General features: G+C 39.4%; 20 protein-coding genes. 12 read left to right on the plus strand and 8 right to left on the minus strand.

Annotation, left to right across the window (positions count from 1 at the left end):
• The 4 genes from pheT to EHR01_RS16275 form a co-directional block, all read right to left on the minus strand.
• Positions 1-2,400 (minus strand): phenylalanine--tRNA ligase subunit beta, encoded by a 2,400-nt coding sequence (gene pheT, locus EHR01_RS16260; protein WP_135696211.1) that lies wholly within the window; start codon positions 2,398-2,400, stop codon positions 1-3.
• 42 nt (positions 2,401-2,442) lie between these two features.
• Complete coding sequence (locus EHR01_RS16265; RefSeq protein WP_135696213.1) at positions 2,443-4,527, minus strand: sensor domain-containing protein; 2,085 nt, start codon at positions 4,525-4,527, stop codon at positions 2,443-2,445.
• Entirely contained in the window at positions 4,517-5,761 is a 1,245-nt protein-coding gene (locus tag EHR01_RS16270) for an amidohydrolase family protein (RefSeq protein WP_135696215.1), read from the minus strand. The genes EHR01_RS16265 and EHR01_RS16270 overlap by 11 nt, the downstream gene beginning before the upstream one ends.
• Positions 5,762-5,892: 131 nt before the next feature.
• The gene (locus EHR01_RS16275) at positions 5,893-7,800 is read right to left on the minus strand and encodes a RecQ family ATP-dependent DNA helicase (protein WP_135696217.1); all 1,908 of its coding nucleotides are present in this window, start codon (positions 7,798-7,800) and stop codon (positions 5,893-5,895) included.
• A 60-nt stretch (positions 7,801-7,860) separates the two neighbouring features.
• On the opposite strand from EHR01_RS16275, the gene EHR01_RS16280 reads away from it, so the two are divergent.
• The 7 genes from EHR01_RS16280 (at position 7,861) to ftsZ (ending at position 16,402) form a co-directional block, all read left to right on the plus strand.
• Positions 7,861-9,417, plus strand: a complete 1,557-nt coding sequence (locus EHR01_RS16280; RefSeq protein WP_135696219.1) for an MBOAT family O-acyltransferase — start codon at positions 7,861-7,863, stop codon at positions 9,415-9,417.
• Positions 9,407-10,684, plus strand: coding sequence for a DUF1574 domain-containing protein (locus EHR01_RS16285; protein WP_135696221.1), 1,278 nt, complete (start codon positions 9,407-9,409; stop codon positions 10,682-10,684). Before EHR01_RS16280 ends, EHR01_RS16285 begins: the two co-directional genes overlap by 11 nt.
• Positions 10,685-10,743: 59 nt before the next feature.
• The gene (locus tag EHR01_RS16290; protein WP_135696223.1) at positions 10,744-12,453 is read left to right on the plus strand and encodes a caspase family protein; all 1,710 of its coding nucleotides are present in this window, start codon (positions 10,744-10,746) and stop codon (positions 12,451-12,453) included.
• 295 nt (positions 12,454-12,748) lie between these two features.
• On the plus strand, positions 12,749-13,114 hold the full coding sequence (locus EHR01_RS16295; protein WP_135696225.1) for an LIC_10421 family protein: 366 nt from the start codon (positions 12,749-12,751) through the stop codon (positions 13,112-13,114).
• Positions 13,115-13,229: 115 nt separating this feature from the next.
• Positions 13,230-13,961, plus strand: coding sequence for a cell division protein FtsQ/DivIB (locus tag EHR01_RS16300; RefSeq protein ID WP_135696227.1), 732 nt, complete (start codon positions 13,230-13,232; stop codon positions 13,959-13,961).
• A 1-nt stretch (position 13,962) separates the two neighbouring features.
• Entirely contained in the window at positions 13,963-15,201 is a 1,239-nt protein-coding gene (gene ftsA / locus EHR01_RS16305) for a cell division protein FtsA (RefSeq protein ID WP_100719849.1), read from the plus strand.
• Positions 15,202-15,211: 10 nt separating this feature from the next.
• Entirely contained in the window at positions 15,212-16,402 is a 1,191-nt protein-coding gene (gene ftsZ, locus EHR01_RS16310) for a cell division protein FtsZ (protein ID WP_135696229.1), read from the plus strand.
• 58 nt (positions 16,403-16,460) lie between these two features.
• Here ftsZ and EHR01_RS16315 read toward each other — a convergent pair whose 3' ends face one another.
• The 3 genes from EHR01_RS16315 to EHR01_RS16325 are packed head-to-tail and all read right to left on the minus strand — an operon-like array spanning position 16,461 to position 19,256.
• Complete coding sequence (locus tag EHR01_RS16315; protein ID WP_135696231.1) at positions 16,461-17,867, minus strand: COG3014 family protein; 1,407 nt, start codon at positions 17,865-17,867, stop codon at positions 16,461-16,463.
• A 17-nt stretch (positions 17,868-17,884) separates the two neighbouring features.
• Positions 17,885-18,463, minus strand: coding sequence for a penicillin-binding protein activator LpoB (locus tag EHR01_RS16320; RefSeq protein WP_100741693.1), 579 nt, complete (start codon positions 18,461-18,463; stop codon positions 17,885-17,887).
• A 34-nt stretch (positions 18,464-18,497) separates the two neighbouring features.
• Positions 18,498-19,256, minus strand: coding sequence for a hypothetical protein (locus EHR01_RS16325; RefSeq protein ID WP_135696233.1), 759 nt, complete (start codon positions 19,254-19,256; stop codon positions 18,498-18,500).
• On the opposite strand from EHR01_RS16325, the gene EHR01_RS16330 reads away from it, so the two are divergent.
• From EHR01_RS16330 to ispF, 3 genes are read left to right on the plus strand one after another with little or no spacing between them, the layout of a single operon-like run.
• Complete coding sequence (locus EHR01_RS16330) at positions 19,216-19,728, plus strand: hypothetical protein (RefSeq protein ID WP_135696235.1); 513 nt, start codon at positions 19,216-19,218, stop codon at positions 19,726-19,728. The genes EHR01_RS16325 and EHR01_RS16330 overlap by 41 nt on opposite strands.
• A 21-nt stretch (positions 19,729-19,749) precedes the next feature.
• On the plus strand, positions 19,750-20,736 hold the full coding sequence (gene nadA / locus EHR01_RS16335) for a quinolinate synthase NadA (RefSeq protein WP_135696236.1): 987 nt from the start codon (positions 19,750-19,752) through the stop codon (positions 20,734-20,736).
• A gap of 5 nt (positions 20,737-20,741) precedes the next feature.
• Entirely contained in the window at positions 20,742-21,236 is a 495-nt protein-coding gene (gene ispF, locus EHR01_RS16340) for a 2-C-methyl-D-erythritol 2,4-cyclodiphosphate synthase (protein WP_135696238.1), read from the plus strand.
• Here the strand turns inward: ispF and EHR01_RS16345 are convergent.
• Complete coding sequence (locus EHR01_RS16345; RefSeq protein WP_135696240.1) at positions 21,233-21,688, minus strand: hypothetical protein; 456 nt, start codon at positions 21,686-21,688, stop codon at positions 21,233-21,235. The two genes, ispF and EHR01_RS16345, sit on opposite strands and share 4 nt — an antisense overlap.
• A gap of 138 nt (positions 21,689-21,826) precedes the next feature.
• Between EHR01_RS16345 and EHR01_RS16350 the strand changes: the two genes are divergently transcribed.
• A complete protein-coding gene (locus EHR01_RS16350) occupies positions 21,827-23,806 on the plus strand; it encodes a SpoIIE family protein phosphatase (protein WP_135697411.1) in 1,980 nt (659 codons plus the stop codon).
• Positions 23,799-24,845, plus strand: coding sequence for a carotenoid 1,2-hydratase (locus tag EHR01_RS16355; protein ID WP_135696242.1), 1,047 nt, complete (start codon positions 23,799-23,801; stop codon positions 24,843-24,845). Before EHR01_RS16350 ends, EHR01_RS16355 begins: the two co-directional genes overlap by 8 nt.
• The last annotated feature ends 3 nt before the right edge of the window (positions 24,846-24,848 follow it).

Raw genomic sequence — 24,848 nt, forward strand, 5'->3', positions numbered from 1 at the left:
TTATCGTAAGTTATATCCGTTCTTCTTTGCGATATCTACAAGAGAATCAGAAAGTTCTTTGAACCTTTCCTGTGTAAACGTTTTATCATAGGACATAAGTCTAAATCGATACGTCACAGATTTTTTTCCTTCACCGACTGTTTCCCCTTTGAAGATGGTTTGAACAAACACAGATTCTAGTTCAGGAATTTTCATTTCTTGTACTAGACCTACAAAAGATTCTGTTGTATCTTTTTCGTTCATCAGCAAAGAAAGATCTAATTGGCCTTGAGGGAAATTGGATGGAGGAACAAAATGTGAGTTTCTTCCTTGTTTCTCCCAAACATCCACTAACTTTTCCATATTGATTTTAGAAAGAATGGCTCTTCGTTTTAAGTCATAATCATCCGCAAAACGTGTGTGGAGGATTCCCAATTCGGCAATCTCAATTCCATCATAAGAAAGAACAAGTCCAGCATTGGGATGGAAGTAGTTTCGATTTGTTTTTTCCCATTTGTAATTTGGTAGGTTCAAATATTGGAAAAGATCGGAGATTGTTTCTCTAACTTGTAAAAATTCTAATTCAACAGCCGTTAGGTCATTCGGTTTATTTTTCGAAAGAGAAAGGATGGCCATCCAACGTCTTTCTTCTGCTAGTTCCGATCCATTCCCTTCTTTATGATAGGTTCTTCCAAGTTCAAATAAATTTACAGATTCAAATCGGTCTTGGTTGAGTTTGGCTTGTTTGATGATACCAGGAAATAAACTATTCCGTAATAACGAATGTTCGTCGGGCATTTCGTTTGCAATTTTTAATGAAGAATGTTCTTCTTTTGCTTCTAATTTGGAATCTGCTTGTGATGCAAAGGAGTAATTATAAACTTCATTAAATCCGACTTCTAATGCGAGGAAGTTTTTGACTCTTCTTTCCAGTTCGCGTAATGGGTTACGAATTGGAGTTTCCACTGCCATAGAAAGTGCTTCTGTTTTGATGGAGGCATAACCAATGGTCCTTCCAATTTCTTCCACAAGGTCTTCGGGAATGGTAACATCGTAATTTTGTCTGAATTTAGGAACTAAAACAGATAATTCTTCCCCTTGGTTTGTAACTTTGAAACCAAGTCGGTTTAATATTTCTGTGACTTCATTTTGCGAAATATTTTTACCTAATTTATGGCGAAGGAAAGAAAGATTCGTTTGAATGGTCACAGACTTAGGTTCTGTATGATTGAATCCTTGCGGTTCATAAACTTTTATCTTTGGGTTTCCATTTTCTTTTAGTAATTGAACGGCTCTGCGAATTACCGGCAAACAAGTGTAACTATCTAAACCTTTTTCGTATCGAACTGCAGACTCGGTACGGATATTGGTTTTACGAATTGTATAACGAACATCCTCTCTTTTAAAAACTGCTGATTCCATCACAATATTTTTTGTGGAATCGATGACTGCTGAATCTTTTCCTCCCATCACACCTGCGAGGGCAACTGGATCTTTTCCATTTTGAATGAGAAGCAGATCTTTTTGTAATTTAGGACTTGTGTCATCTAACAAAGGGAAGGAGTCACCCTCTTTTGACTTTGAGACAGAGAAGGTTGTGGAATTTAATCTTTCTCTATCAAAAAAATGTGTAGGCTGACCAAGTTCTAACAAAAGATAGTTGGAAACATCTACAACATTGTTGATGGAACGAATTCCACATTTTTCAAGCCGAGATTTGATTTTGGTATTTGAAGGGGCTATGTTTACATCTTTGATGGAACAAACATAGTAAGCATGTGCATGTTCTGTTTTTTCCACAACCAGTCCCTCATTTCCTGATTCCCATTTTGTATCTGTTTGGAAAGGGAATTCATTCAAAGGCAACTGGAGTTGGCTTGCAAGTTCACGTGCAAATCCAAAATGATTCCAAAGGTCAGGTCTATGTGTGATGGATTTGTTATCAATTGTGAGAATCGTATCTTCCCATAAATAAAATTTACGAACCGAAATTCCAAGTGGAATGTCGTTTGGAAAAATCAATACTCCAGAAGATTCTAAAGCAAGTCCTAGTTCTTTTTCGGAACAATACATCCCTTGGGAACGAACACCCCGAAGTTCCGAATCTAAAATTTCTTTTCCATCCAGTTTGGTTCCAGGAAGGGCCAATGGAACAATATCACCTACCTTTACATTGGTGGCGGCAGTCACAATCTGGTAATCTTTGGAACCGTCTGTGGCGACAGTAGTGGATAGTTTTTCCGCGTTGGGATGTTTTTCAAGTGATTTGATTTTGACAGTGATAACCGATGATAGGTGAACTTTAAATTCCTCCACATCATCAATTTCGCAAATGGATGTATTAATTTTTTCCAAAACCTTTTCGAAAGGGATTTGGGAGAGAGGGGTAAATTCGTTTAACCAATCAACTGAAAGTTTCAAGTGAAATCCTTAATTGATAAAAACGGCGGGAAAGCGACCGGGTCAATCCGAAATTCCAAGTTCTGTCTTCAGAAAATGAAGGCATTCCTCAGAACTCAGCGGTTTGGCGAAATAAAAACCTTGGATGAGATCAACTCCACTTTCGGCAAGTAACCTGACTTGTTCCTCGGTTTCTGCTCCTTCTGCCACAACACTCAAACCAAGGTTATGTGCTAGATTGGAAACTGCATGGATGATAGTTTTGGAATCTTTGTCAGATGTGATTTCAGATACAAAAGAACGATCAATTTTTAAAGAGGAGATTGGAAGTTTTTTCAAATATCCCAAACTACTATATCCGGTTCCAAAATCATCAATGGCAATTTTTGCCCCTAGTTTTCGAATCTCTTGCATGGTACGGACGGCAGCATCTGCATTTTCCATAACTGAACTTTCCGTGAGTTCCACTTCCAAATCATGCGGATCCACTTTGAATAGTTTTAGGTTTTCGGCAATGGTAGAAATTAATCTTTCGTGTTTGAACTGTTTGGTGGAAATATTGACCGCCATCGAAACATCATTAATCCCTTGGTCTTTCCAATATCTCATGGTTTGGATTGCTGATTTAATGACCCATTCGCCAATCGCAAAAATCATTCCTGTTTCTTCAGAGATGGGAATGAATACATTGGGAGAAATAAGGCCACGTTCAGGATGACGCCAACGGATGAGGGCTTCAACACCCACAGGTTTTTTTGTATAAAGATCGATTTTGGGTTGGTACATCAAAGTGAATTGATTTTCGATGATGGCAATCCGCATCCTGTTTTCGATTTCCAATCTTTCTGCCACAACAGTTTGTAGTTCTTCTGTAAAAAATACATAACAGTTTTTCCCTTGGGATTTTGCTAGGTTGAGAGCACTGTCTGCATTTTTTAGAAGTGTGTTGGAATCTTTTCCATCTGTAGGATAAAGTGCGATCCCAATCGATATGTTTACAAAAATTCTTTCCCCATCGATGACAAAAGGATGAGTCATAGCATCTAAAATGGATTCGGAAATAACTGCTGCATCTCTTTCGTTAGATAAGTCGGGCAAGACAACTGTGAATTCATCGCCACCTTGTCTACTGATCAAATCATATACTCTGATACTTTCTCTGATTCGATACGCAACGAGTTTTATAATTTTATCACCAAATTCATGGCCACGAGAATCATTGATGATTTTAAAATTATCTAAATCAATGGCAAGGATACCTACAAGATTTCCATGCCTTCTTGCTTCTTCAAAGATTGGAAAAAGTTTATCAATCAAAGAGTTTCTGTTGGGAAGATTGGTGAGTTGGTCAAAAAAAGCTAAGTATGCAATTTTTTCTTCTGCATGTCTTCTTTGGGTGATGTCAAGAAATGCAACGGCAAGGCCAAAGTTTTCGAGAGGAATCGGTGTTGCTAAAATATCAAACCAAGTAATTTTTTCTTCTTTGATTAGACCAATCTCCATATTACGAATCACTTCTTTGTGTCGCAACGCACGCATCAAACTGGAATTTCTTGGATAAATTTTATTTCCATTCGGCTGAATGAGAGTGTATTTACGTATGTTTAAAGTACGATTTAAAAGTTCACCATCTTGGATATTGAAATAGGTTCTTGCTGTTTTATTTGTCTCAACAATTTTCCCTTTTTCATCGGTGATGGCAATTCCCATGGGAAGGTTGTCAAAAATAGATTTATACTTCTGTTGTTGGAGGAGGAATTCGAACGAAATGTCCTTTTGGATGGTAACGTCTCTATCGAATCCAAGAATAATTTTTGATTCACGTAAAGGAATGAGTAACCAAATGATCCACACTTCTTCGTTTGAGTGGGTGACTAAGCGGTTTTCGAAATTTACAATATTTGGATTTTCACCTAAACTATCAAAGGTGTACTTTGTGTTCTCTTTGTCGTCTTCGTGGGCAAAATCAACAATGGATTTACCAACAATCTCTTTCGGTTCAAATTCTAAAAACCTAGCAAATCGTTCGGTAACAGAAATAAAATTTCCTTCCCAATCTAAAACTTGAAAACTATTCGGATATTCCGCAAGGAGTGACTTAACGGTGAGACCAGAGAGAATTTTACTGCCTAATGGCTCATTTTGCATGTATTTCTTTGCCTAAAAAGTAAACTGCTTCGATGGATCCAGGAAATTGGAATCCCTCAAAGGGTGACCAGCCGGACTTACTTTTAACCATTGATTTTTTAAATTCAACTGGTTTTTTTAAATTTAAGACAGAAAAATTTGCCGCATAACCTTGATTAAGAATTCCAACCCCTTTTCCAAATGCTTCCGGTAAATAGGGTGCTACAAACTCTCCAGGGTTTTTAGAGCAGATTTTTGCAATGGTAGTCATTGGAATGTTTAGTTTGAGTATCATATAGGTGACAAATAACCCATAAGTATCCAGTTGTGAGATCCCACTTGTCCCTTTTTGTTTTTCTTCTATGGAGTGGGGTGCGTGGTCTGTCGCTAAATAATCGATATGTCCATCTAAAATCCCTTTGACCATCGCTTCGCGGTCTTCTTTGCCACGAAGAGGTGGGTTCATTTGAAACCATTTGTGATTGGTTTCTGTTAACATATCCGTATCAAACATCAAATGTGTCGGAGTGACTTCACAAGTCACGTTCACTCCTCTTTTTTTGGCTGCGATGATTTTTGAAAGACCATCTTTTGTGGAATAGTGACAGAGTTTTCCTTTGAGATTGTATTTTTCGATTAAATACAAAGCAAAATCCGTCGCGACTGTTTCTGCTTCCTTGGGACGTCTTTTTTCGTGTGTCGGTTGTGATTGGTTGGCTACTAGAATCTCTGGGTCTTCACAGTGAAAACTAATGTCTTGGCCTACGTAATGTTTGATCACTTCTTCTAATGAAGCATTGTCATGAAAAAACAATTCGCCAATGGATGGTCCCATAAACACTTTATAGGGAACTTTTTTTGTTAGAGGTTTGGTATGAGGTCCAATCCCTGCATACAATGTGATCTGAATGGGTGCTTTTTTGGTGAGCGCTTGTTTGGCGGTATAAGATTCATCGTCAATGGGAGGAACTGGATTGTTTGGCATATCTGCCACATGGATCACTCCACCATTGATGGCTGCATTCCCCGCAGAAATAAAATCTTCTTTGTAAGTATGTTTTCCACTAACATCTTCTCTCGCATGAATGTGGATATCTCCAAAACCAGGAAAAATCACTGTACCTTCGGGAAATTGGCGAGCTTCTGGATCAATTCCATCTTTCACTTTTGTGATGAGTCCGGTATTTGAATCGAATTCAATTGTACCTTCCCATTCTCTTTCGTGAGTTACGATCTTCCCTGCAATTTTTTCCATTTTGCCCCTATGAATCTGCAGATTCTAAGAGACATGGAAAGTTTCAAGGGAATTTACTTTGAATCGGAGAGTCTAGAACCCTGTTCCCAACTCCCAAACAGTTCCCAAATGAAAGGAAAAAAAAATTTGACTTAGTCCCATTTGGAAAGGATTTCAATGATATCATTTCCAAATCGTTCCACCTTGGCCGGGCCCACACCCTTTGTGGCTTCGAGCTCCGAAAGGTTTTTTGGTTTTCTTTCCGCAATTCGTTTGAGAACAGGATTTTGAAATACCATAAACTTTTTCCACTTGAGTTGTCTTGCTTTCCGATCGCGGTAATTCATCAGTTCTTTTAAAATTTGTGAATTGAGAGTGGGTGGTTTTTTTAGTTTTGACTGAGAAGAATTCGTATTGTCAGAGTTAGATGGTGAGGTTCTTGATTTTGTTTTAACAAAATTGGGTAAATAAAGTTTTGGGTATTTGGCCCCTGCTACTAAAACTTTTTTTTCTTCCACCCAGGTTTCGAGTTTTGCAACAACTGCTTCTTCCGGAATTCCATCCAATTTTCCATGGAAAGGATTGCGTTCCATTCGATACCGAAGCACATCTTTTGTGCGTTTGCCAACAAGAGTTTTGGCAATGATGGTTTTTCCAAATACAGCAGGATGTTCTTTTAAAAAATTTTGAATGGTTTCTTCTTCCCATTCCGAAAGTGGGTATTCCCTTTTTTCATTTTTCTTTTGGACTTTGGCGGCTTCTGTTTTTAAAAAATGGGATCGATGGAGGTTGGAGCCAACTTCAGTACAAATATCGCAATTTCCACAAGGAGAAATGGTTTCACCAAAATAAGAACAAAGTTGGACTTGCCTACATTCCTCTTTGCCTGCATACTCTTTAATGTATTTGAGAAGAGTGTCACCACCTTTGAAGTTGGTTTCTTTCGATAACATAAAAGCTTGTGTTGCCACATCACCTGCTTTAAAAAACAAAACACATTCCGAACCATGCCCATCTCGTCCCGCACGGCCTGCTTCTTGGTAATAAGCTTCGAGAGAAGCTGGCACTTGGTAATGCACCACCAAACGAACATCAGGTTGGTCCATGCCCATTCCAAAAGCATTGGTAGCCACAAGAATAGGAACTTTTCCGGAAGTATAAGCATTCTGAGTTCGTTCGCGGATTCCATCGGTTCTGCCGGCATGGTATTTTCCCACAGAGAATCCAAAGTCTTTTAAAAGATCATACACTTCGTCGGTTTTTTTTCTTGTGGCACAGTAAACAATGGCCCGACCCGGAAATTTTCTTCCATCTTTCCAAGGTTCCAAAAGTTCAATGAGTCTGTCGACTTTGTCCCTTTCGGCAGCCGGATATTCTACACTGAATTTTAAATTAGGTCTATAAAAAGTGGAAAGAACCACTTTTGGTGATTTCATTCCCAGTGCGTCTTGGACATCTGTTTGGACTTTTGTCGTAGCAGTTGCCGTCAGGGCAAGAATCGGAAAATTGGGACGAGGGTGGCGTTCCCGCAAAATATGGATTTGGCGGTATTCGGGACGAAAGTCATGTCCCCATTGGGATACACAATGCGCTTCATCTACAACAAGTGCAAATAAGTCGAGTTCCCGAAAGATACGAAGGAATCCATTGGAGAGTGCTCTTTCTGGTGAAACCAAAAGGACTCGAATTTCTCCTTTTACGGATTTGGCAAGGATGGTCATTTGTTCGACTTCATCTTGTGTGGAATTACAAAAAGCAGCAGAAATTCCTTTGGCAAGTAAACTCTCGGTTTGGTCTTTCATCAGCGCAATGAGAGGGGAGATAACAAGGGTTAGTTTATCTTTCTGGATGGCTGCCGGGAGTTGGTAGATGAGGGACTTTCCCGCACCAGTTGGTAAAATGGCTAAGGTATCTTGTCCTGTTAACACAGAACGAATGGCCTCTTCTTGGCCCGGGCGAAATTCCGAAAAACCGAATTTGGTTTTGAGTTCCGAACGTAGATCCAAGGTAACTCTCAAGATTTCTGCAAATCCGAAAGGGTCAACGATAAGATTCTCCATTTTGTCCTCATTTTTTCAATTTTACAGAATCGAGTGACCCGGAAATTGTAACGAAGACCGATGCTTTTTAATACCTTTGTCTTTTTGTTATTCTTTCTTATCGTGTATGCGGTCTTTTTGGGATTCGGTTGGTTTGCCGGAAAACAAAAATGGGCCTACCGCGCACAAAACCTTTGGTTACTCCTTGCATCTTACTTTTTTTACGGGTGGTGGGAGTGGTTTTTTCTCACTCTCATCCTTGTCAGTACCATCATTGACTATTGCGCTGCCCTATTGATTGAAGGTACGGAAAACCAAATCCGTCGTCGCCTTTACCTATCAGTTTCCATTTTTGCCAACTTGGGCCTTCTTTTTACAATGAAGTACTATGATTTTTTCGCAGTGAATCTTATCGATTCCTGGAACCAATTGGCATTGTGGATGGGTTCTACTGCGGCAACTGATTCCCATACTTATTTGTTAAGAAACATCATCCTTCCTGTGGGGATTAGTTTTTATACCTTCCAAACCATGTCTTATACAATCGATGTGTTCCGAAAACAAATCAAAGCGGAACGTGATTTTTTTGATTTTGCTTTGTTTGTGAATTATTTTCCACAACTTGTGGCAGGTCCCATCGAACGTGCCCAAGACCTTCTTCCCCAATTGAAAAAACCAAAATTCCCAACTTGGGATGGAGTGCAGAAGGGCTTGTATGATATCCTTCTTGGTTATTTTATGAAGGTCTATGTGGCCGATAACTTAGCCACTTACGTCGACCAAGTTTTCCTTGCCGGAAAATCTCTTTATACTCAAAATCCAGACATCATCCAAGCCATGGATGGATCCCAAGTGTTTGCTGGTGGGTTTTTATTTTTAACACAAATTTATTGTGACTTTGCTGGTTATTCTTTTATTGCTCTCGGTGTATCAAGACTTCTCGGAGTTACTCTTACCGTTAATTTTGAAACTCCAGAATTTTCCAAAACACCAACTGAGTTCTGGAATCGTTGGCATGTAACGCTGAACAGGTGGTTTCGCGATTATATTTATATTTCACTCGGTGGAAGTAAATATGGAAAGTTTGCTCAATACAGAAACTTATTCATCATTTTCTTTTTATCAGGGCTTTGGCATGGGGCAAATTGGACTTTTATCACTTGGGGTTGTTTGCAAGGTGTATATACGATCATTTACCTTGTGGCTTTTGCAAAAAAGAAAGATGAAAAAACCGATGTTGCAGAAATCACAAAACCTTCGTTATTTGAAAAAATCCAAAGTATACTTTCTGGAACTTTTTCCAGAGTATTAATTTATTCTCTCGTTGCTTTTAGTGGAGTAGGTTTTCGTTCCTATGATGCTCACATGATGTTTTTATATATGAAAAAGATTTTGTTTGTTTGGGATTGGGACTTAAATCCAAATAATAATATCAAAGACATGGTTGGCCTCTTTGGAGAATATTTTAAAATCTTTTTGCCACTTCTCATCATCGACGGAATCTCCTATTTTAAAAAAGAAAGATATTGGGTGTTTTTGACTCATCCAATCGTACAAGCATTTGTTTTATCTTTTATGGGATTTCTCATTCTCACTCGGGGAGTTTTTGGAAAGGAGGTAATTTATTTTGCGTTCTAAATTTTTAGGAATTGGGATTACCCTCTTATTTTTTTTGGTATTGGAAATTGTGGTTCGATTTACTGGAATCCACTATTTGGAACAACCGGAAATTTTCTTTGTCAATTTAAAGAAAAACTTTGTAGAATCCGGCAAAGGTGACGCCGACATTATTGTGTTAGGTGATTCTCGCTCAATGGCACTTGCGGGATACTCAAAAGAACCAGGCATCGAGTATTCGGTTTATAATCATAGTTTACCGGCCATGGGACCCAAATACTATCGTTTCTTTTTGGATAAGTACGTAAAAAAGGGAAATGCCAAACCAAAAATGATTTTGTTTGCTGCATCACCTAAACTCTATTCGACGGGATATGGCCCGCCACTTTACGATCCAGATGCAAAGGCCGTCAAAGAAAATGAATCAGTTCCTGAATATCTCAATCGAAGATGGAATGAAGGCATAAAAAAGAATTTTTTTCGAACTGCCACTCCTACAAATATCATCAGTTACAGCGGAAAACAAGAAGATGCAAACCAAATCCTTTGGGAGTTTTTTGGGCATCGTTATCTTCACCAATTTACATTTTCCGAATTATCCAATCAGTATTCTGGTGTAGAACGTTTGTACATTCTATCAAAAGCCATGCCGCTTTTATATGAATCATATCGGTTCCATGGTGCCATTCGCAATGCACTTAGTGGAACCAATTGGAAAGTGGACAAAAATTATAAAGAACGATCTCTTTTTTGTGAAGCTTGTGAAAATGTAGAAGCTGGACTTTGTAAACCTGCCTCTTCCCAATTAGAAGACAATCGCACCATCGAAGACCAAATCACACGCCATTTCGGAAAGTATAATATTTCTAACCGATTGAAACCAGAACTTGTTTTGTTTTCGAAAGAGTTGATTCGCAAGGAATTGGATGCAGAACTAAAAAATCCAATTCCTTATGTATACCGCAAACCTGACTTCATTGTTTTAAAAGAACTGATCGAATACACTCGTTCCCAAGGGATCCAATTTGGAATGATCTACATGCCGTGGATTCAGGAAAAACAAGAATCTAGGGAGTCCAAAGACCTTCTTGCCGATCTAAAAGTTTTTTTTAGAGAGAATCCAGATGTCGGACTCTTTTTCTTTCCCGATTCTTCATACCCAAGTGAGAGATTTGTAGATAATATCCATTACGATTGCCGAGGAGAAAAACGGGTAAACGAAGAATTCCGTAATTTTGTTCTTCCTCAAGTGTTTCGTTTTTTAAATTCCAAACAAAAATCCAATTGATTTCCGATTTCCGGTGTTGGAGAATGAAGCACTCCATCCGGATAAGAGGAAACCCAATCATGTTTTCGTTTCGAAACATATTTGTTTGCATTCTATCAGCCTATCTCATCGGATTACCGGTGTTTGGCCAGAACCGTTATGCGTTGTTCATTGGAACTAACTACAAAGGGAACACAGCAAAAATCCCTGAGTTGAATCTCTGTGAAGCAGACGCAACATTCTTAAAAGAAAAAATCCAAAAGAAAGGGAACTTTAAGGATATCAAAGTCCTGTTAGGTTCCATGGTCACTCGAGACAATGTAAAAAATGCCATCACCCAATTGGGGAAAGTTGTCGGCAAAGAGGATTCTGTTTTTTTATACTTCTCCGGCCATGGAATGTATATGAAAGATGCGAAAGCAAAAAATGGAATGCGTAACTATCTCATTTGTTACGATCGCCCGCATATTTCGGATGAAGAACTAAACGAATTTTTAACGGAAATCAAATCCCAAAAAACGGTTCTTGTGATGGACTGTTGTTATTCAGGTGGGATTGCCAAAAAAGGAAAAAACACCCGTGGTGCTGCAGAAATCCCGATTGCACAAGGGAATGATGGGGTGGTCCGACAAAACGCAGAGGATTACTTTTTCCAAGACAAAGCAGTCATTTCTTCTTCAGACGATGACCAAACTTCTATTGAAGTGGGAGGAACCATCAACCATGGGATCTTTACTTACAACTTTGGAAATGCTTTGGAAAAAGGGGATTTAAACAAAGACAGTGTGGTCACTGCCCTCGAAGCCTTCTTTGTTGCCAAAGAAGAAACTGTAAAAATGGCACGCCAGTTCAACCATGAACAAACTCCGCAAGTTTCTGGAAATGCCGCTGGGATCTTTTTATCGGGTTCCCCGAAACCACAAACCCCTCCACCAAAACCACCGAATGTTGTGATCAACGTTCCCATCACTCCAGTAGAAACAACTACATCACCAAACAATAACACAACAACTCCTCCTGTTGCACCAGAGCCGGAACCAACTCCTGCCAATGATACAACAGTGGTCATCCCGCCGATTGTTGAGGTGGAACCACCAGCACCACCTTCAGTCACCACAGGAAGTATCCTCATTCGCACTTCCATCATCAAAGACAAATCCTATGGGGGAGCGGCTACAAAATCGCCTTATGACCTTCTCAATAAACAGGGAAAACTAAAATCGTCTCCTGCGGAAGACAAAGTAAGGTCTATCAAAGTCCTTGTGGATGACCAGGAATACACTTCTCAAATTACAACAGAGAAATCAAAAATTTGGGGATCTGTCACCAAAAATGGAACTCTGATCCAGGGAGATATTTACAATGTAAAAATTGATAACCTTCCTGCTGGGGTTCACCAAATCGAGATCCGTGCGGACAAATATCCGATTTACAAAACGGCAACCGCTGTCCTTCCGAAACAAACTGTGACTGTGGATGCAATCAACTCCATGGATGGATTTGGTGCCATTCGAGGACGAGTGTTCTATAAAACCTTGGACAATCCGATTGAAAAGCACCCAATCTATATGCCAACAGTGGTTTCGACAAACCAGATCTTCAAGGTCACCACTGACAAAGATGGATACTTTTGGTTCACCAACCTAAAACCGGGAAAATATGAAATCCGAGCTAGCTTTATGGAAGAAATGAAACTCGAAAACTCCGAGATCCATGTACAACCAGGGGAAGTGACCAATGTGGACATCATCCTCAATAAAAAATTGAGCTATACAAAGACAAAATACTGATCTGACCTCTACAAGGTTTGTTAGGTTTTGATGAAAGCCCTCTTCGGAGGGCTTTTTTTATCGGGTCGAGAACTCTTCCTTTAGGTTTTGGGTCCTATTATCATTCGGAATGATTAAATTTAATCCGGTTTTGATTAATATTAATCCAGATTTTTCATTTTTTCCCATTTTGAGCTTCAAGAGGGGAAATTCTTCGTAATTTCCGATTGAATTTAATCCTTATGAGAAGATTCTTAGAGTCATAGAATACAAATAGGGAATCGGAAAAAGAGGTTCCCACTCTAGAGAGGATCACATGAAAACAACAAAGATTATCGCAACAGGGATCTTGGCAATGGGGCTTGCAACAGCAAATCTCCAAGCTTTAGATACAAACGAAAGATTGGAGCTTTTGGAGTCTGCTATGATTGAACAAGCAACAACTCCAGCGCAAAAATCTGCCGTTTCTGAGTATCTTGCGAATGTTGCAAAAGAAAAAGTAGAAATGGCTCAAGCACTTCGTGACAGAGCAGGATCTACTCGCGGTGGTAAGGCTCTTAGCCAAATGAACGAGAAGAAAGAACTTCTTCGCCGTGCAGAAGCTCTTGAAAAAGAAGCCAAAAAATACCAAACTGTCTCTATGGACCTTCATGCAGCGTCCATGCAGGTAGCACAAAACTAAGCACCTCAAACCTCACGTTTGAGAATTGCGAGAAAGGTCAGGTTCGCCTGGCCTTTTTTTGTGCCCTCTTGATAAATGCTTTCCAAACAGCCTAACTATGTGACATAATCAATATATGGTTGACACCCCCCAAGAAATCAAAGAAAAACGATTTGGGCGCGTGGTTCCCATCCTATTGGTTGTTTTGGGTCTCTTGGCCTTAGGGCTTGTCTTCCGTTGGGGAAGACACGTGAAACCTGTGGCCCGTGTGGAATGGGAAGGACTTGTGGCTCTCAGCCCTCCCGAGGTATTTCGCTATTTGGGAGTGGATCCGGAAAACCCAAAGATTGGGGATTGGAAGGATTGGGAGAAACTACTTTCTGGCCATCCAAGGATTCGGAAGGTTCGGATCACGAGAGACCCTGATGGATTTTTGAAGATCAATGTACAGGAGAAAGTCGCCGAATTTGTCATACATGTAGGAAGTTCCTTGTATGAGGTGGATGAGGATCTGGAGATACTTTCCAGAGATCGGGTGTTAGCTAATCACCTAATTGTGATTAGTGGGCAATTCACTGTTGGGGAAAAAAAACTAGAAGGCAGACAAATTTTTGATATCACAAAAGAAATGCGACACGCTCTTTCCTCTTATCCTGCACTAAAATCCAGAATCTCCGAACTCGTCTCTGAACGTGACGGAAATTATACTATGTATTTAAAGTCACCAAATTCTATGAAAGTATATTTAGGTGATAAATTAGAACTCAATGTATTTCGTAAATTATATGCATCTTTGGCTTATATGGAAGCTGAATCTGTTAAAGCCGTTTCTATCGATTTGAGGGGAGAAGACGCCGTTTATCACTGATATGACTTATGATGATGCACCTATCATAACGGCCTTGGATTTGGGATCCTCTCTTGTTAAAGTTGTCATTGGGCGACTAATAGGGGAACATGAAATCGAAATTATTGGAACTGGAGTTTATCCTTCTGCCGGTATCAAAAATGGTTCCATTGTCAATATAGAAACAACAACAAAGTCCATCATAGAAGCATTTGGTGATGCAGAACTAATGGCTGGGCAAGAAGTGAATACGGTTGTAGTCAATGTATCAGGAAAGTCCGTACATGGGTTCAATGAAAAAGGAATCATCGCTGTTACAAACAGAGAACGGATTGTATCTGAAACGGATATAATGCGAGTTGTAGAAGCTGCACAAGCAGTACATGTTCCAGGTGACCAACAAGTCATCCATGTTCTCACAAAAGAATTCAAAGTAGATGACCAAGTCAATATCAAAGATCCGATTGGGATGACTGGGGTTCGTTTAGAAGCGGAAGTACATATTGTATCGTGTGGAAATACTGCACTTAACAACATTGATCGTTGTGTAGAACAGGCTGGCCTTTTGCAGATGGACCGAGTGTTATCAAGCCTTGCTTCTTCTGAAGCCATCCTTACTTCAGGCGAAAAAGATTTGGGAACTGCTGTCATCGACATTGGTGCAGGAATCTGTGACATCATTATCTATGTGGATGGGGGAATTGCGTTTTCTTCAGTTGTCCCTTTCGGTGGATTCCATATCACAAGCGATATATCTATTGGTTTAAAAACCACTGTGGAAACGGCAGAAGTCATTAAAAAAAGATACGGCCATACAAGAATTGATATGGTGGACCCTACAGAGAAATTTGAAATCCCATCCATATCGGGAAGACCAGCTCGTTCCGTTTTTCGCCAAGAACTCGTTGAGATTTTAGAACCAAGGGTTCGTGAAATTTTAGAAATGATTGATCATGAGCTTGTTCGTTCAGGATTTAAGTCGAGTTTGGCGGGCGGTGTGATCCTTACAGGTGGGACATCATTATTACAAGGGATTGAAGCCACTGCCGAGGAAGTATTACGTTTGTCAGTGGGTCGTGCAAAACCGGCAGGGCTCAGCGGTCTTGTGGATAAAATTTCTAGCCCTGAATATGCCACTGCTGTTGGTCTGATTAAATACAGTTCCAAAATACAAAATTTAGAACAAAGAAATATGCATTCCGGATCTGATTCCGATGGATGGATGAAGAAGGTTCGTCGTTGGATGGAGAATAATCTCTAAGGATAAGTGAATGTTGTACCTAGAAGAAGAAAAAACAAGCCCTGCTATTATCAAAGTCATTGGAGTAGGTGGAGGCGGAATGAATGCCGTCACAAGAATGGTTCACTCTAAAATGACAGGTGTTGACTTCATTGTTATGAACACCGACGAACAAGTATTATTAAAATCTCCTGTCGAAGTAAAAATCCAATTGGGTAACAAAGTCACTCGTGGAATGGGAGCCGGTGGAGATCCGGAACTAGGTGAAAAGGCCGCACTCGAAGACAAAGAACGAATTATATCTGCATTAAAAGGTGCTGATATGGTTTTTGTTACAGCGGGAATGGGTGGAGGAACAGGAACTGGGGCAGCGCCTATCATTGCAGCCATTGCCAAAGAATTAAAATGTTTGGTAGTAGGTGTGGTAACGGTTCCTTTTTCTTTTGAAGGGAAACGCAGAGCTGAACTTGCGAAACTTGGTATTGACCAACTCCGTGCCAATGTAGACACACTCATTACCATTCGTAACGACTCTATCTTTCAGGTAGTAGATAAAAATACTCCTGTGGATATGGCATTTCGAGTGATCGACGATATTCTGTTAAATGGTGTTCGTGGGATCAGTGATATCATCAACCATCCGGGAATCATTAACGTAGACTTTGCTGATGTAAAAACCATCATGAAAGACACAGGGGATGCAATTTTAGGTGTTGGAGAAGGTCGGGGAGAAACACGTGTGAGTGAAGCGGTAGAACAAGCCATCAACAACACATTGTTAGAAGACTCGAGCATTCAAGGAGCAAAGTCTCTCCTCATCAACGTCACTGGTGGAAATGATTTGACCATCCATGAATGGAATGAAGTTTCACAAATCATCACAGCACAAGCAGACCCCGATGCCAATATCATCATTGGACTCAATGAAGACTCTTCACTGAATGAGCAGATTCGAGTCACAGTGATTGCAACTGGATTTAACAAAAAAGGAAAACAATACCAAAGAGAACAAAAGGTTGTGGGTTCGGAAGAATCTGTTTCTCCTATGGTTTATATTAGAAAGTCGGAAGAAAAGGATTCTGGATTTGGAAAGGAACAAGATTCAGTTCGAAGTATCCGCCAATCCAATCGAGGATTTTCTTCTCAGAAACAATCTTCCCCGTTTCAAAATTACGGAGAGGATTACGACATCCCTGCTTTTTTAAGACGAAAGAACGATTAGAAGTAAACGGTTCGACTGACTCACTCGATTTTTGTGAGTGAATCAGTCAAATTGGTTATTAGTTGGAATAAGAACGAACGGAAACAAACAAAGGTTTGTCTGCTTCAACGAGAAGTTTTTTCGGTGCAGCAGTCACTACCGATCCTGGTGATTCAACTTTGAAATCGTATTCTCCAGGTGCGAGAAGGATACGTTTCACTTGGAAGTTGGCAGGAATGGTCCTCCAACAACGTAAATCAGGGGCAATGGTTTGTGAAACAGCAAGTCCTGCCGCAGCACCAGCGGCTACCCGAATCAAAGATGAAACCAAGTCATTGTTTTTGTTTCTACCGCCTGATTCGATGGCGCGGGCCATGGCCTCCGATGCGATCACTGCTGCCACAACCTTCAACGACAAAGAAGTTAAATTCTTTGTGATCATTGTTTTGTAATTTTCATTGAAGTTGTTCATTGCGGTTTCGGAATAGTTGTTCATGATATCGGAATATCCAACATCCACTCCGTTAATGTAATACTTTTTGGGTAGAGAACCCTTAGGATCTCTTTCTTTGTAAATAGGGATTGGATTTTCGGCTACCGATAGTGCCGCAACGGCTCCTGCGAGAGAAGCACCAGCACCTTTGGCACGTAAGCCAATTTCCACAGCGCCTCGAAGTGCCACAGCAAAATACTCATCGTCCATGAGTTTTCCCCTGGACATTTTGATCGCCGACTTTCCGGCCTCGTGAATGATGATGACCTCAGAAAGTTTTTCATTTTCTGGAGATGTTCTTTGCATCGAACGATTGTAAGCTTGTAAACTAGAACGACCTGCTGCATATTTTGCCTGGTCACCGGAATCTCCTTCCCTAACAGCTAACAGATATCTGTCGGCTACTAGGTTTTGGCTTTTCCCGATGAGTTGTTCCATGTTTTTGTATTGGACCCTTGCATCATTGTAGCGGCCCAACTTTTCCGAAACATAGGCATCAATGAGGCGAGCCGCATTGTTTTGCCTGTAATCGGGAGCCAAAAAACGCATTTCCTTTAATTCAAAGTCGAGTCTTCGGAAATAAATTTTTGCGTTATTGGTATCACCTTGGAGTAGATAATTGTTCGCAATATAGAACTTAATCATTACCCTTTCAAAATCTTCCCCGGTATAGTTGGATTCGTTGTCGGAAAGAACAAACGAAAGTCCAGACCTTGTCATACTGACTTTGATATTGTCTGCTAAATCTTCTGCTTCTTTGAAAACTTTGTTAGAGGTAACGTAATCCCCTTTGGTATGAAAAATCATACCTGCTTCCATTAAAAAAAGAAGTTTATCTTTATTAGAGGAACCTTCGTAAAGTTCTCTAATTTTTGGAATGGCAGAGTCATAGTTCTGTCCGTAGTACGCCGATTCAGTTGCTTGGATGATTTTGTTGTAATCACTTGCGCAACCGAGAATGAAAAGAGAAAGAAAGAGAATCGTTTTTTTCATGGATTGATGGGTAGAGATTACCAGCTAACCCCTTTATTTCCTCGAACTGCTAATTTTCGATAGGAAACTTTTTCAGACCAAACAGCAATCGTAGTTTCTACTTCCACAAGTTCAATGTTGATGGACTGCTCTACAATTTTTTCACCGTTAGATGTGAACATATTTTCATTGATATCACAACGAACAAAGAAATTGGGAGATTTTAATTTTCCAATGGAAAGACGATTGGAAGTAAGACCGGACAAACTGAACTGAATTTCATTGAGTGATTGTTCTCTGGTTTTTGTACGAACTGTATAAATTTTGCTTTTGATGAGTTTAGAAACAAAGGCATTGTCAAAAAGTTCTGTTTGGATTTGTTCTGAAGTATCGTTACGGGTAGGGAAATGGGCAACAAATACGCCTTCTTCATGTGGGTTTTCTTTGAAGTATTCCCCGATTTGGCCTGCGAGTTTATCGGCAGCTTTCACCAATTCCTGGCTGGTAAGCCCACCTGAGTCGGAGATATAATCATCAGCGTTGTCGAGTCGTTTGGGACTGCTACTGCATTGGAATAAGAATCCTACTAAGAGAAAGGAGAAAAGAATTTGTTTCATAACCCCATTTATATGGGGGTTAACAAGGGACTTGTCAATTCCAAAAATCGACTTTCAGTTCTTCTTGTTTTGCACTGCGGTAAGAAGTTCTTTCCTCTTCGGACATTTCTAATAATTCTCTTGCGTAGATTAGGTCGACTACCTTCTGGAAAAACATAGGACTTTCCCAGGATTGGATTTCCCATTTTTCTGTTTTGTAGAGTTCCTGCTTTTTTTTAAGGAAGATACGTTTGCGTTCCCTGGCATAACTGTAGGGATTTTTCTGAACATAATCTTCCAGATAGAACAGAAGCCAAACAGGAGGAGTGGTGGGGTGATTGGGAAAAATGAGATTGCGAATCATAAGAGGAAAAATTTCTTCTGACAAACGATTCACGGCTGTTAGTTTTTCATATGTAGAAATTCCTTCCCTTTCTTCGACTTCCTTTACTTTTTCTTTCCAATTCATAAAGGCAACGTACACGGCATAAAGAACATGGCCTCTTTCGTCTGGAAAGTTCTCCAACAAATAAACATACGTTTTATCCCGGTCCCCTTTCCAGAGATAGGATTCTTTTCCTCGAAGGGTTTCTAAAAAATCGCGTAAATCGGAAGGATAACCAGGTCCTTGTAGAACCTCTGGTCGATTTTGTAACCTCTGCCAATAGACCTCAGAACGAGAATCGAAGGAGGACTGTTTAGGATCCGAGTTCGCTTTTTTCTGAAAAAGGAAATAGACAAGACCACCCAAAAGGAGGGAAAGTAGAATCAGTATGAAAAGGAAGATGATAGTTTTCTTTTTATTAACAGGCATTGTCTTTTTGGCGAATGGTTGTAAAAAACAATCGGACGAAGAATCTGATACAGAACTTCTAAGTTCGATCCTTTCGCAGGGGAACGCCATTAATTCGGCTTGTCAAAGATTTATTTTGTCAGAAGCAAATTGTGTGGCAGCAGCAGATTCTAGTTTGTCAGTTTGTTCCAATCTTTCTTCTCGATTAAAAGGAGAAATTCTCCCGCAAGAATTAAGTACAGATGCTGTTGCCATTTTATATTTCGATTGTTTTACTAGAGTCAATTTGGCTTATAATCTAGCCAAAGCATGCAATCAAAATTCTTTTAATTCCAATTCCGATTATCGAAGAGTCCAAAGAACAGGGACCTCTCAAGCGGAACTTTCTTTTCGAGAGGCTTTTAACCAATGTGCTTCACTAGAGAACGCAGTTCCTCCTGCTGACTCTGGACTTCGAGAAACCGACACGGTTCTCCGTTCCGATCCGTTTTAATATCCACATAAGGAGTGTTATATGTCACTTGTCACAAAAGACCAACTGGTCCAAAAACTAAATCCGATTTATCTTCCGCATGAAATTGAAGAACGAATTCTTCCCTTAGCGGAAGAAATCAACCGTCTCAAAAAAGAAAAAAATGCAGTGATCCTCGGTCATAATTATATGACTCCTGATGTTTTTTGGGGAGTGTCCGATATCATTGGAGATTCTTTATACCTTTCTAAAATGGCAAAGGAAACCACTGCCTCTATGATTCTTTTTAATGGGGTTCATTTTATGGCAGAAACTGCCAAAATTTTATCTCCAGAAAAAAAAGTTCTCATCGCTGATATGAAAGCAGGATGTTCTCTAGCGGAAGCCATTACAAGAGATGATGTTAAGGCACTCAAAGCAAAATATCCAGGTGTTCCTGTAGTTACGTATGTCAACTGTTCGGCGGAGGTAAAAGCAGAAACAGATGTTTGTTGTACTTCGGCAAATGCTTTACAAATCGTAAATGCAATTGAAGGGGATACTGTCATTTTTCTTCCAGATGAATATTTAGCTGGGAATGTCAGAAACCAAACTTCCAAAACCATTATTTCTCATCCAGGTCGTTGTATGGTGCACGAAATATACACTCCAGAAGATATCCGTTCCGCAAAACGATTGTTTTCTGGTAACTTGACTGTCATCACTCATCCAGAGTGTCATGAAGATGTTGTGAAAGAAGCGGATTTTTCAGGATCTACATCACAGATGGTTGATTTCATTCGCCAAAGCAAAACAAACAAAATTATGTTAGTAACAGAATGTTCTATGGGTGATAATCTGCGTGCTGAATTTCCTGAAAAGGAATTTGTATCCACTTGCCAGACTTGTCCTCATATGAAAAAAATTACTCTGGAAAAAGTAAGAGATGCTCTTTTGAAAGAACAGTTTGAAATCTTTTTAGATGAAGAAGTCATTCGCCTTGCCCAAAAGTCAGTCAATCGTATGTTAGAATTGAGTTATAAAAAGTAGGATCTATGTTTAGAGTTGGAAACGGAATCGATTTTCATAAATTAATCCATGAACCCTTTCGTCCACTGGTGCTTGCCGGTGTTGAGGTAAAATCAGAATTTGCATTTCTTGGTCATAGTGATGCCGACGTGATTTTGCATGCAGTGGCAGATGCCATTTTGGGAGCTTTGGCTTTAGGAGATATTGGAGTTCATTTTCCGGATACAGACCCTCAGTATAAAAATATGAAATCTTCTCGGATCATTGAAAAGTGTTTGGATTTGATGATTGAGAAAAAGTTTAAACTAGTGAATATTGATTGTACATATGTTGGTGACCATCCAAAGATCAATCCGATTCGTGCAGAACTTAATGCTTCTTTGGCAAGCATCACCAAATTGCCGTTAGACTGCGTTTCGATTAAAGCCACTACCTCTGAAGGAATGGGATCACTCGGTCGTAGCGAAGGTGTGATGGTAATGGCTACTGTTTTACTCGAAAGTACAAAGGCAAAATCTTAGAATAGTTTTTGTTTTCCGTCAGCGATGTAGTTTAGGTCTGCATCGCTAAAAAATAAAAAAAGAAGTTTTGATATCGTGTTTGGTTTGGTTTCTACATCCCAGGTTCCATGAATGCGAACGCCGTTCTGGGTGGATTCCAAACGGTAGGTTTCTTTTAGTACTTGGTAATGTTTAAAACCTTCAGTTGCGATTTGGAATTCGGAATTTCCTTGTGAATTTGCAACGGTTGTTGTACATTTGACAACCTCTCCCATGACCTTGGATTCCCAAGTTTCTCCGACCACAGGTGCACGAAAGGATTTGGGCTGAAACGAGTCATAAAGTACTTTTTGCACTTGTTCTGGTTTGTTTGTAACTTCCCAGGTTCTTTCTACTTTTGTTGTACTTTGTCGAAATACAGCTACCGCAAAAACCAAAACAAAAACACCAAAGACACGAAGATACCAAATCATATCTCCATTGAAAAATCTATTGCCTAGGGATCGATTGAAATTTATTTTTCTCCTACCGAAGGGAAACTTGAGGTGAGGGTTTTGCCACTGCACGCTGGAAGAGAAATATCATCAAAACGTGTCTCGGGACTGGTGCAGGTGTACCAACGTGAAAATCACCTATCCCGCCACGCCAATCCGTTTCCTGAAATTTTAGATGATATTGTCTATAATCGAATTTTAAAAGATCCTAACTATTGGATTTCACAAGACCTGGAAGATAAAATCATCCAAATTGTTTCTCAATCTCTAGATATTTCAGGAATTTTATACCATCTAGGAACTGAAAGTCTCATTACAAATGCATATGATTTATTGCCCCTAGACGATTCTCGGATTGATTTAGAAGAGATGATTTGTCGCCTCCCCATTTTGATTGGTCGACTAACACGAGTCGTATATTTGAATGTAAAAACAATTTCCGATCAAAAGGTTTTGTTTGTATTTAAATATTTGCCTGAGTACCAAGAGAAGTGGTATGATGCCGTCTTTTTTCAAGGAATGCTCAATGGCCTTGCCGTACTTTTTGAACTAAAAACCTTTGCGATTCGAATGACAAAAACCAAACTTTTTGGAATCCATGTTTCTCATAAGGAGTTGGGTGAGGACATTCAGTTTGGCGCAGATTCCAATGAATATGAATTGGAGTGGTCGGAAGATAATTTATTTTTGTCGCGATCTCGTTTAACAAAAGATGATGTCAGTAACAGGCATCGAGTGATGGTCACTTCTCGAATCGATTCACAGTTAGAAGAAATATCAATTGTGGATGTCAAAGATGTGGTTCGAAGGTCAAGAGAACTAGCCATTGAAAACAGGGATTTGGAAGCGGCTGTTGAAGTATTAAAATCTTTCAAACAAGAGTTGGAAAAAAAACAACTCTCCATGGCAAAAGACTTACGGCTTGCAAAAAACATCCAGAAAGGTTTAATTCCAGAAATCATCCCCGATTGGAACGGTATCCAATTTTGGACAGGATTTACTCCGATGCAGGAAGTCAGTGGGGATTATTACGATTATTTTCCATATCATACGAATAAGTTAGGAGTGGCTGTTTGTGATGTATCCGGCCATGGTGTTCCGGCTGCTTTTATTACCGCCTTATCGAAGTTATTATTTTCTAATTTTAAAAAAACAAAACCTTCTGAAACTTTCAAACTGATTAACAGAGAATTATTGGATTTAGTAAAACAACAAGGATACACAACCTGTGTTTATGTTTTGATTCATGACGATTATAAAGTCATTTATTCTGTGGCTGGACATCCAAGACCTATACTTTATCGTGCTAATACCAAACGGGCTGAAATTTGTGAAGGGGATGGAACTTTCCTTGGAATGTTTCCTGACGCAGGCGATACTTTCCAGGACTTTCAAATTCAATTGGAGCCGGGTGATAAATTATTTTTGTACACCGATGGACTCACGGAAGCAGAAAACGACAAAGGGGTTCAATATGGGGAAACAAAATTAATCCAAATCATTGAATCATGTGCTGAAAAATCAATCCAGGAAACAGTGGAATTCATTTTATCAAACCACAAAGAGTTTACGATGGGGACAGACCCAATGGATGACATCACTCTTTTGGGTCTTCAATTATCTCCAAGACTTGCTGAGTTTAATATCATTAAAGCAAAGGCAGATGAGGTTTATCGAAAAAAAGAATATAAAGATGCTTTGTTTTTTTACGAACAAGCCCATCAAATATTACCACGTGAACTTGATACTCAACTTTTTTACGGGAAGGCACTTGCTTATAATGGAAATTATGAAGAAGCAATTTCATTATTAGAGTCTTATAATAAATTTAAAACAAATCATTACAAGTCCCATTCCGTTTTAGGTTATTGTTATTACCAAATGGAAATGTTTGATAAAGCGGAAATCGAATGGAAAAAAGCTCATTCCATTAACGATTCGAACCTATCCAATTTATATAACTTAGCACAATTGTATCGTAAAATAAACCAAAAGAAAAAAATGAAAGATGTGATTGAGAAGATGAAACGAATTGAGGAATCCTACCTTCATATCCTTCCACTTGAAAAAAAGTGGGAGTCTTTACCTGATGAATAAAATAAAAATCTTAATTCTATCGTTTTGTTTTTTTCATTTTAGTTTTCCAAAGGATCATTCTTTTCATTCTGATTTTGGATTGGAATGGTGTTATTTTGTTGGGCATCTGGAATCCGCATCCGGAAATCGATATGGATATGAATTGTCTTTTTTTCGTTTAAAAATTTCAAACGATCAAGATTGGAACCCAGAAGTTTTTCCAGTCCATTTTGCAATTTCTGATTTTACGGGTAAAAAACACAAAACATCTCAGACCATGAAACGAACAATAGGTGATCTTTCCGGATATTCTGATAAAACCATTTATAGTGGCGATTATCATCTGGAAATTATTTCTAAAGATAAATTTCATATCAAAGCAAGTTCCAAATCCAAAAATTTGAGTTTGGATTTGGACTTAGAAGGAAATGGAAAGATTCTAGTACATGGAAAAGATGGCCTATCGATTAAATCCAATCGAAACCCTAGTATATTTTCGTATTACTATAGTTATCCGAGGCTTTACACAAAAGGAACTCTAAAATTTGATGAAAAAATAGAAACCATCATTTCGGGAGATTCTTGGATGGATCATGAATGGAGTGAACGGAACGCAAAATCAATTCCAAGTTTGGCCACGGGAGAAACAGGTTGGGATTGGATTTGTTTGTCAGATATTTCAGGTGGTGATTATGTGTTCTTTCGGTTTCGCGAATCTCCCACAATGTCTCCAGAAGTTTTTGGAACCTATCGTGATCCTAAAGGAAAAGTGACCTCTTGGATGAAACCAGGCCAAATCCAGATGGAGAGCACCGGGTCTATTTGGAAAAGTCCAAATACAAAAATTGAATACCCACTCCACTGGAAAATCCGATACCCGGATGGGGAATGGTTGGTTTCTCCCATTTTCAATGAACAAGAGTTTGATGGAACAAAGACAACGGCAACAATTTATTGGGAAGGTGGCGTAGAAGCCAAAGACCCAATTCAAAAAAAGTCTGCTAAAGGATATTTAGAATTGAAAGGTTATAAAAAACCGAAAGAGTGGTGGGAGTTCTAGGAT

It is taken from the genome of Leptospira mtsangambouensis, from assembly GCF_004770475.1.
GTDB lineage: Bacteria > Spirochaetota > Leptospiria > Leptospirales > Leptospiraceae > Leptospira_A > Leptospira_A mtsangambouensis.

Bases quoted from the DNA above. Each gene is read 5' to 3' on its own strand.
- EHR01_RS16315 (WP_135696231.1), bottom strand. From the start codon at position 17,867: ATGAAAAAAACGATTCTCTTTCTTTCTCTTTTCATTCTCGGTTGCGCA.
- ispF (WP_135696238.1), top strand. From the start codon at position 20,742: ATGTTTAGAGTTGGAAACGGAATCGATTTTCATAAATTAATCCATGAA.
- EHR01_RS16280 (WP_135696219.1), top strand. From the start codon at position 7,861: ATGCTTTTTAATACCTTTGTCTTTTTGTTATTCTTTCTTATCGTGTAT.
- ftsA (WP_100719849.1), top strand. From the start codon at position 13,963: ATGACTTATGATGATGCACCTATCATAACGGCCTTGGATTTGGGATCC.
- EHR01_RS16295 (WP_135696225.1), top strand. From the start codon at position 12,749: ATGAAAACAACAAAGATTATCGCAACAGGGATCTTGGCAATGGGGCTT.
- nadA (WP_135696236.1), top strand. From the start codon at position 19,750: ATGTCACTTGTCACAAAAGACCAACTGGTCCAAAAACTAAATCCGATT.
- EHR01_RS16355 (WP_135696242.1), top strand. From the start codon at position 23,799: ATGAATAAAATAAAAATCTTAATTCTATCGTTTTGTTTTTTTCATTTT.
- EHR01_RS16275 (WP_135696217.1), bottom strand. From the start codon at position 7,800: ATGGAGAATCTTATCGTTGACCCTTTCGGATTTGCAGAAATCTTGAGA.
- EHR01_RS16320 (WP_100741693.1), bottom strand. From the start codon at position 18,463: ATGAAACAAATTCTTTTCTCCTTTCTCTTAGTAGGATTCTTATTCCAA.
- EHR01_RS16330 (WP_135696235.1), top strand. From the start codon at position 19,216: ATGAAAAGGAAGATGATAGTTTTCTTTTTATTAACAGGCATTGTCTTT.
- EHR01_RS16265 (WP_135696213.1), bottom strand. From the start codon at position 4,527: ATGCAAAATGAGCCATTAGGCAGTAAAATTCTCTCTGGTCTCACCGTT.
- EHR01_RS16300 (WP_135696227.1), top strand. From the start codon at position 13,230: ATGGTTGACACCCCCCAAGAAATCAAAGAAAAACGATTTGGGCGCGTG.
- EHR01_RS16270 (WP_135696215.1), bottom strand. From the start codon at position 5,761: ATGGAAAAAATTGCAGGGAAGATCGTAACTCACGAAAGAGAATGGGAA.
- EHR01_RS16290 (WP_135696223.1), top strand. From the start codon at position 10,744: ATGTTTTCGTTTCGAAACATATTTGTTTGCATTCTATCAGCCTATCTC.
- EHR01_RS16345 (WP_135696240.1), bottom strand. From the start codon at position 21,688: ATGATTTGGTATCTTCGTGTCTTTGGTGTTTTTGTTTTGGTTTTTGCG.
- ftsZ (WP_135696229.1), top strand. From the start codon at position 15,212: ATGTTGTACCTAGAAGAAGAAAAAACAAGCCCTGCTATTATCAAAGTC.
- EHR01_RS16325 (WP_135696233.1), bottom strand. From the start codon at position 19,256: ATGCCTGTTAATAAAAAGAAAACTATCATCTTCCTTTTCATACTGATT.